Annotated in this window: 7 protein-coding genes and 1 pseudogene; 1 reads left to right on the top strand and 7 read right to left on the bottom strand. The window is 30.5% G+C overall.

The annotated features are described in order from the left end of the window. The 4 genes and pseudogenes from Q0649_RS07865 to truA form a co-directional block, all read right to left on the bottom strand. Nucleotides 1-535 (bottom strand): annotated as a pseudogene (locus Q0649_RS07865) (ABC transporter ATP-binding protein); the annotation flags it as partial. Beyond that, a complete protein-coding gene (locus Q0649_RS07860) occupies nucleotides 532-2307 on the bottom strand; it encodes an ABC transporter ATP-binding protein (RefSeq protein ID WP_298839801.1) in 1776 nt (591 codons plus the stop codon). The pseudogene Q0649_RS07865 and the gene Q0649_RS07860, both read right to left, overlap by 4 nt. Before the next feature lie 29 nt (nucleotides 2308-2336). After that, on the bottom strand, nucleotides 2337-2777 hold the full coding sequence (locus Q0649_RS07855; protein WP_298839799.1) for a MarR family winged helix-turn-helix transcriptional regulator: 441 nt from the start codon (nucleotides 2775-2777) through the stop codon (nucleotides 2337-2339). 672 nt (nucleotides 2778-3449) lie between these two features. Beyond that, nucleotides 3450-4190 (bottom strand): tRNA pseudouridine(38-40) synthase TruA, encoded by a 741-nt coding sequence (gene truA, locus Q0649_RS07850; protein ID WP_298839797.1) that lies wholly within the window; start codon nucleotides 4188-4190, stop codon nucleotides 3450-3452. A gap of 269 nt (nucleotides 4191-4459) precedes the next feature. Between truA and Q0649_RS07845 the strand changes: the two genes are divergently transcribed. Then, nucleotides 4460-4762, top strand: coding sequence for a SemiSWEET transporter (locus tag Q0649_RS07845; RefSeq protein WP_298839794.1), 303 nt, complete (start codon nucleotides 4460-4462; stop codon nucleotides 4760-4762). A gap of 296 nt (nucleotides 4763-5058) precedes the next feature. Here the strand turns inward: Q0649_RS07845 and Q0649_RS07840 are convergent, their stop codons facing one another. Genes Q0649_RS07840 through Q0649_RS07830 form a run of 3 tightly spaced genes read right to left on the bottom strand, consistent with a single transcriptional unit; the run spans nucleotide 5059 to nucleotide 8368 of the window. Continuing rightward, nucleotides 5059-6423: a VWA-like domain-containing protein gene (locus Q0649_RS07840; RefSeq protein WP_298839792.1), complete on the bottom strand. Its 1365-nt coding sequence runs from the start codon at nucleotides 6421-6423 to the stop codon at nucleotides 5059-5061. 8 nt (nucleotides 6424-6431) lie between these two features. Further along, complete coding sequence (locus Q0649_RS07835) at nucleotides 6432-7550, bottom strand: ATP-binding protein (protein ID WP_298839790.1); 1119 nt, start codon at nucleotides 7548-7550, stop codon at nucleotides 6432-6434. Nucleotides 7551-7564: 14 nt separating this feature from the next. Beyond that, nucleotides 7565-8368, bottom strand: coding sequence for a hypothetical protein (locus Q0649_RS07830; RefSeq protein WP_298839787.1), 804 nt, complete (start codon nucleotides 8366-8368; stop codon nucleotides 7565-7567). Nucleotides 8369-8533: the final 165 nt, after the last annotated feature.

Genomic DNA, 8533 nt, shown 5'->3' with positions numbered 1-8533 from the left:
TACGTAAATTATATACAGTTTTTTGTGCAACTTCAGCCATTATATATTGTTGAAGGAACCCAAAAATAGTACTTATTACATATAATCCAAGTAACAAAAGAATAATATTTCGTATATATGTGAAATCTATTTTTCCACCATTTATATCCATTATTTTAGAAATTCCAGCCTTAATTTGGTCAAGGCCACTAATTACCTTTGGACTGTTTGCAGCTGCTGGGTTAGCTTTTACTAAATCTGCTATTTTAGCTTGCTGAGCATGCAACTGAATCAATCCATATTTATTCATCATACCTTCAACTAATCTAGTTATAGCTTTTCCTGAAATCTTAGGTCCAACTATTGTAAAAACAGTACTGAAGATTGCAAATATAAAAACTAAGATAAAATTAGTCCTTTGTGGTTTTAAGTAACTTAAAAGCCTTTTCAATGTACCTTTGAAATCTTTGGCTTTTACTTTAGGCCCGGCAAAAGATCCCATTGGTCCACCACCCATGCCCCCTCTTTGTGTGTTATTTTCCTTTTTTTCACTCATGATAATTCCTCCTCTGAAAGCTGTGAAGATACAATTTCATGATATATCTTACAACTGGTTAAAAGTTCCTTGTGAGTTCCCATACCTGCAATTATGCCATCATCTATTACTATAATTCTATCTGCATCCATAACTGTTGCAACTCTTTGGGCAATAATTATTACTGTAGACTTTGATGTTTCTTTTTTAAGTGCTGCACGTAATTTTGCATCAGTTTTAAAATCAAGTGCTGAAAAACTATCATCAAATATATATATTTCTGGTTGTCTAACTAAAGCACGTGCTATAGATAAACGTTGTTTTTGTCCACCGGAAACATTCGTACCTCCCTGGGCAATAGGGTGATCATACCCTTCTTTCATTCCATTAATAAAGTCAGTAGCTTGTGCTACAGTGGCTGCATGCTGGATTTCTTCAGTAGTAGCATTATCTTTACCATATTTAATATTTTCAGCAATAGTTCCAGTAAAGAGTACCGTATTTTGAGGAACGAAACCTATCTTAGACCTTAGGCTTTCCTGACTCATTTCTCGAACATCTACTCCATCAACTAATATTTTCCCACTAGTAGCATCGTAAAAACGTGGTATTAAATTTATAAGAGTTGACTTACCAGAACCAGTACCGCCGATAATAGCAGTTGTTTCACCTGGTCTTGCACTAAATGTTATATTACTAATGGCTGGTTGATCAGCACCAGGGTAACTAAATGTTACATCCTTAAAATCAACATATCCACTTTTTTTGTCAGCTAATTTAGTAACCTTTGGATCAATGATTTCCGGCTCCATCTCTAATACTTCATTTATTCTTATTGCAGATGCTTGTGCCCTTGGTATCATTATAAATACCATAGCAAGCATTAAGAATCCAAATAATATTTGCATACCATATTGTATAAATGCTATTAATGAACCAACTTCCATTCCTCCAGTATCTATTCTTTTAGCACCAAACCAAATAATAGCAACTGTTGTAACGTTCATGATAAACATCATTATTGGCAATAAAAAAGCCATGATCTTATTTACTTTTACAGCATTATTCATAAGATCAGTGTTAGCATCATCAAATCTAGCCTTTTCAGTGCTTATACGATTGAATGCACGTACAACTCTAATACCCGTAAGTGATTCACGTAACACAAGATTTAATTTATCTATTTTTACTTGCATTAATTTAAATAACGGCATAGCAAATATAAGAGTTATTCCAATAATAATTCCAAGAAGCGGAATTACAACTGCAAAAATCCAAGTTAAAGTTACATCTTCTCTTAAAGCCATAACAATACCGCCTATTGCAGTTAAAGGTGCAAAAAGCATGATTGAAAAAATCATTACAGTTGCTGTTTGAACCTGAGTAACATCATTCGTAGTCCTTGTTATAAGAGTGGCTGTACCAACCTTATCAAACTCGTGTAGTGAAAATCCTTCGACTTTAGCAAATAATTTATTACGAACAATTCTGCCAAGTCCAACAGAAGTTTTAGAAGATAGGAATGAAGCTATAATAGAACATATAACACCACCTGCTGAAATTATCAGCATAATAACACCTATTCTCATAATGTATTCTATTCCTTTAAAATCTCCACTATATCCTAGGAATGAAATATTCTGAACTACATTCTTTTGAACTATACCTTTATCTATTATATCCGCCATTAATGTTGGCAAATAAAGATTCGCAATTACCTGAATAAAAATCAATATAACTATTGCAATTATGTGCATCGTGTATTGTTTAAGAAATCTAAATAATTTAATCAAAAGTATCATCTCCATTCATTGTTGTTATTTTATTTTTGTTGATCTTTTAAAAGCTTCTTTAGTACATCTAAGCCCTCAAATATTTTATGAATCTCCTGCGGATTTCCTTTAGTCATCACATCTGCAAGATTTTTTTCAAACTGTTTATGGAAAGTTTTATGCATGCCTTCAAAATTTGGAGCTATACTTACATAAACTACTCTCTTGTCCTTCTCACTTCTTTCGCGAACTACCATTTTCTGTTTTTCAAGCCTGTCTATAATTCCAGATACTGTACTATTTGATAGACAAAGCTCCTTGCTAAGTTCAGTTATCTTCATCTTCTTTTTTTTACTTAAAAGTCCTAAAACCATACCTTGAGGTGCAGACATACCAGTATCGCATAGTACCTTAGTCATACTATGTTTAAATAACTGCATAACCTCTTGAAAAAGTCTTGCAACTTCTATACTTTCATTAAATGTTTCCAAATAATCACCACCTTAAATATATTTCGTATGCAATTGTTTCGTGTACGTATATTTAGCTTACGAAATATATTATAATCCCATAAATTTCTTATGTCAATACATATTTAAAAAATAAATGGACATACGTTAACGTCTGTCCATCAAAGGGTTTACATCTATAAATTGTAAACAGTTTCATGCCTTTTATTTAACTTTTTCCACACTAAAATCACTTTTTTTAAGCTCCAATCTTAATCCTCTAAACTCAGAATATGCAAATCTCTCTAATTATGTTCAGCTTTATTTATACATCAAACATAAAAAAAATAACACCTTAGGAATAACCCCTTAGTATTATCTTTTTTCTCTTCACCTATAATGATGCCAGTATAGCATCTCACGACTTAATAAGCATAGTAATTTCACCGAAATGACTTTCAATAAGAAACGACAAAACTATTAAATTTCATTTAGCAATTCGCTTTTGCGAATGTAAAATTTCCGTAAGCCTTTCAGGTTGCATAACAATTAATAATTGTTATGTCCCCCAGAGAACTGCCCAGAGGCTCAGGCTAGCGAACCTGAGGCAGGACGCCGAATGTGAGTGATAGAGAATTTTATATAATCAAAAGATTAGAATTTGTTAATTGAATTTCTAGTTTTTAGTTCTTATGCAAAGCACGTAGGAGGATTTTAATATTCAACGCCTCTTAACGCCAATCCTTTAGCTTTAGCCATTGGTATATATGCTGATGCTTCTGTTTCAATCAATAAATTTTCAACATCAATTGGTTTTATATTTCCCTTACCTACTTCTAAAAGACTACCCACAATGATTCTTACCATATTCCATAAGAAATCATCAGCATTAATTTCTATCTCAATCATATTCTCTTCTAATTCTATTATATTAATATAATTAATAGTTCTTATAGTAGACTTACTATTTGTAGGTGCCGTAGCTAAATACGCAAAGTCATGAGTCCCAACTAAATATTCTGCTGTACTTCTCATTTCTTCTAAATTAAGCACTCCCTCAGAGTTATACACATATTTTCTATTAAACACGTTTCTTAATTCTTTATTACTTATTTTATACACATAAGTAATTGATTTTATATTATATCCTGAATTAAATTTTTCACTTGCACACTCCATAGACTTCACTACTATATCATCTGGTAAATCTCCATTAAGATAATCCATAATAGCTTCTATCCTTAAATCACAATCAGTATGAAAATTCGCCACGTAATTCTCGGCATGCACACCTATATCTGTTCGCACGCAGCCTGTAACCTCTATAGTTTCCCCTACCATTTTAGATATAGCACTTTCAATTTTACCTTCAACTGTTAAATCATTATCTTGTTGTTTCTGCCATCCTTTATATCTACTTCCATCAAATTCTAATGTCATTTTTAAATTTCTCATATATATCCACCTTTAATTTATTAATTATTACTTTATTCATTTACTTAGACAATCATCCTAGTTATATCTTATGTAATAACATATCGTTATTACACCTTGCATAATATGTAAAGTAAAGCCCACTAAACTAATATTCTTTCTTTGACCTATTATTAAATATGCACTAATTTTTACATTTTAAACAAGCTACTTACACCATAATTATAACAAATACATTTAAAACTGTTATACTAAAATTAATATATATCAATATTTTTAGGAGGATGAAAATGATTACAACAATAGGCTTCATAGCTGCAGCTTTTACAACACTCTCTTTTTTACCACAAGCAATTAAAGTAATAAAAACTAAAAACACCTCAGGAATCTCCTTAAGCATGTATCTAATGTTTACAATAGGCGTATTCTTATGGTTTATATTCGGAGTTGCCACAAAACAAGCCTCAATATACCTAGCCAACGGCATAACCCTCATATTTGCAATAATAATTCTAAAACACACCATCGATGATTTAAAGAGAAATAAAAAAGCTTCAGAAACTAACAACCAAACTTTAGAGAATAATAAATAAGTTAAAGAATTTTAAGTGTTTTTCCTTAACCTCCACACATAGTAAGCGTGAATTTCTCCGAAGTGACTTGCAATACGAAACGACAAAACTATTGAAATTTGACTTAGACATTCTTGATTTACGAATGTAAAATTCTCGTAAGCCTGCCAGGAAGGCAGGCTAGCGAACCTGAGCCAGGACGGCGAATGTGAGTGATAGAGAATTTTTCATGAGTAAATCATTAGAATTTCTTAGTCAAATTTCCAGTTTAAAGTTCGTTTGCAAGGCACATAGGAGAAATACCACGCGTTACCGTCCTAATGTATTGGTTCTTGACTTTGCATAGAAAATCCGTCTACCATTATATCTAACCTTTCCTGTGTATCCTCTATTATTTCTACAGGCTTTAATTTTTTAATTATACCAAAAGGTTCTTTTAATGATAATTTATCACCACGACCTGATATAACCCACAATGTTTTATAGCCCTTTGGTAATACATCAAGTTTTGTTTCACCTTTTCCATCCGTAAAATATATTAGTATATTAGTATCTGTACCATTTATATACTTAAACACAGGTGTAAATTTCGTACCACCACGGCTAGTACATCGCTCTCTTATACTATTAATAGATTTAACCTTGTATACCTGCCTTATTTGCGTATCACATTCAATTAGAGTTATTTCATGTTTATAAGTTTTCACTATATTAAAAACTTCTTTTATTGCTCCTTTAAACTCCTCATCGCTTATGCTGCCGCTTACATCTATAGCCAAGGTAATTCTAGCAGTATGTCCCCTAAGTTCTCCTCTTAGATCCAATCTGTTAGGTTGACGCCTATTTCTTCTTGCAACAGTCTTTTTTTTATCACTTTCTAATGTTCCCATAATTTTTTTTAAATACAAATTCCAAGGAATTTCACCTTTTTCATTTTTTAATCCCTTCAAAATTCCCTCTAAATAAAGAGGTACTTTGCCTTTTTCTGAAAGCATTGCATATTTCTGCGTAAAATTTTGGAGAGTTTCCTCGTCAACCTCTATAGATTCTTCCCATAAATCATGAGTTTTACTAGCATCATATTCTTTTTCTATATGCTTATCCTTAGAGTCATCCTCTTGACTTTCATCATCTTCCTCTAATAGATTCAAGGCTTTTTGAATTTCCTTTGCATAATATTCCATGCTCATATATTGCTCAAGATTTATTCTATATTTTGAATTTACATTATCTATTGTTGTCGCAAATGGTGGAAGATAATCTAAATATTGATTAACCACTATATCCATTGCCATATTAATAGCCAAGGTACTATATTTTGTTTTAAGTCCTCTTGCACGTTTTAAATGAAAAGATAATATGTGATAAATCTCATGTTTTATACTACTTTTCATCTGCTCTGCTGTGAGGTTTAAAAAAATATACGGATTAAAGTAAATAACAAACCTAGATAACTTAAAATTCACAGCTGTTGGAGAACTTATATCATATTTTATTTCTCTAGACATTTGAAGCAGAAAATATCCATAGAAATTATCCTTATCCTCTATTAACATAAAATTAACCATTGTGACGAGCTTCAAGAAATCCTCAGTAAAATTACTTGGCATATTCTTTATGCTTTTCACATTAGAAATTTCATCATAAAGCTCACTTTTAAGGATTTCAAAATTTTTTCCCATAATTTCACCTAGCCTTTTATTTGATTATAGGCCTTAAAATACATTTCAACAAAGGCTTCATTTTCCAAACACATTTTATAAACATTATTGCTACTTTCTTTAATATCCTGCATAATTCCTACACCTAAATCCACAGGATAAATATTCAATAATTCTATAAGCCTCTTTATATCACTGTCTAGAATTACTTTATTATCCAATGTATAAATGATATTTTTTGCTGTTAAATATAACCTAGTATGAGTTTCATTTTTAACCTTAGATATTACTTCTTGTGATAATGCCTCACCTGCAAATACATCATCAAAAGAAATTAAAGGTTCATTATCTTCCTGCGTAAATGATATAAACTCATTCGCTATTCTGTTACCTAAATTTCCTTTAATTATATTAAGAAATATTCTTTTAGGTATAGCATCTTTATTATCCTTGTATATTTTATAAACTTTAGACACCCGCGCGTAGCTTCTAGGGGTAGCTCTTATTTGCTCATCCTTTTGATTATTTAGTAGATATTCTGGAAATGTAGATATGAATTCTATAACTTTTTGCTCTAAGTTATTTTCTATAGCCCATGAAATCCAAGCTTTAGGATCACATTCCATATGTAATAAAACAAATCTATTTTCTTGAGCTGCATCCATATCAACTACTTGATAATCGAAATCTTCACCATATTTACTAGAAGGATTCATTGCTGCTAATATTTTCACTCTATTATCTAGCTTATATCCATTTATTTCTCTATTTAATATTAGGTTCATAAGTTCCTGTTGCACTGTGTGCTCACAACGATTTATTTCATCAATAAATAAAAACACTTCTTTACCGTCATTTATCAATTTATCTATTTCTTGTAGTTTTGTGTGAACCGCGTAAACAGTATTTTTTGATTTAACCTCATTTCCATTTATATCTTTAAAACTATAATCCTCAACTGTTGGAAGTCCACCTATCTCTCCTTCTTTTAAGAGGTTACCATCTATAATAACCAGGCTCCATCCTTTATTTTTTGAAAGAGTTTTCGCGAGTGCTGTTTTTCCAATACCACTTTCTCCTACAATTAAAGGTACTTCATTTGTCTCTATAACAAGTTCTACGCTTAACATTGTATCTTTTAAATTCATTTGTTCATCCTTTCTTACATCATATTGAGTTTTTCATCAACTGCTATTTTTTTACATGTTTTACTACCATATTTATAAATAAAAACTATTTTATCCATAGATATATTTCCGTATTTCTCATTTATACTATCACAATTTATAAAATCTCTCACATATTTATCTGGTACAGTTTCTTTAGATAATACCTCTTTAAAAGCCGATTCTACAATATCCCTTGAAAGATCATTAATAATATATTTCATTACCAATGCGTTCTTTTTTAAAAATAATATCTTTTTATTATCATCTAAATTTTCAATAAATTTTATAGCTGATTCATTTTCGCTTATTGCCAATAACTCTACACTTAATGTTGCATTTTTTATATACCTTAAAGCAACATAATTTTCGTTTATTGCTAAAAACTGTATTTCTTCACTTGGATTTTCTATATATTTTATAGAATCATAATCTTTTTCTATAGCAATTTTTTGAAGTTTTTCGCTTGGATTTTTAGAATATTTTATTGCATATCCCTTTTGTTTCATGCCTAATATTATCAATTCTTCTGAGGGATCCTCAATATACTCCAAAGTATTCCATAGCTTTGAAACAACATGTTTTTTCATATCATAAGTTGGTTCCTTTATAAATTCAATTACCCTTGGATTGTTTTCTATTGCTAAATCCTCCATTTTTCTTGTAGGATCTTTTATATAACGAATCATTATACCATCTTTCTTTATCGCCATAAGTTTCATCTCATCACTAGGATTTTCAATATTTTTTATAACAATTGGGTTGGTCTTTATCATCTCAAGAACTTTATCTTCTCTCATATTATTGCACCTCTTTGTAAGACATCATGTGCTTAATACTTTATTAAAATGTCTTATTAATTTACACTAATTATAACATAAAAAAACTAAAATATAATTTAAGAGACACTAAAAAAAGAGATATTTCTATCTCTTTATAAATTAATCAAAATTTTAAAATCATTA

Origin of the sequence: uncultured Clostridium sp. (assembly GCF_937920395.1) — a bacterium.
GTDB lineage: Bacteria > Bacillota > Clostridia > Clostridiales > Clostridiaceae > Clostridium_AD.
Note: the sequence above shows the minus strand (reverse complement) of the source record. Positions and strands in the feature narration are given on the sequence as shown.

What these genes read in the sequence shown, in the direction of transcription:
- truA (WP_298839797.1), bottom strand. Translation starts at nt 4,190, where the DNA reads ATGAGAAATTTAAAAATGACATTAGAATTTGATGGAAGTAGATATAAA.
- Q0649_RS07845 (WP_298839794.1), top strand. Translation starts at nt 4,460, where the DNA reads ATGATTACAACAATAGGCTTCATAGCTGCAGCTTTTACAACACTCTCT.
- Q0649_RS07840 (WP_298839792.1), bottom strand. Translation starts at nt 6,423, where the DNA reads ATGGGAAAAAATTTTGAAATCCTTAAAAGTGAGCTTTATGATGAAATT.
- Q0649_RS07835 (WP_298839790.1), bottom strand. Translation starts at nt 7,550, where the DNA reads ATGAATTTAAAAGATACAATGTTAAGCGTAGAACTTGTTATAGAGACA.
- Q0649_RS07830 (WP_298839787.1), bottom strand. Translation starts at nt 8,368, where the DNA reads ATGAGAGAAGATAAAGTTCTTGAGATGATAAAGACCAACCCAATTGTT.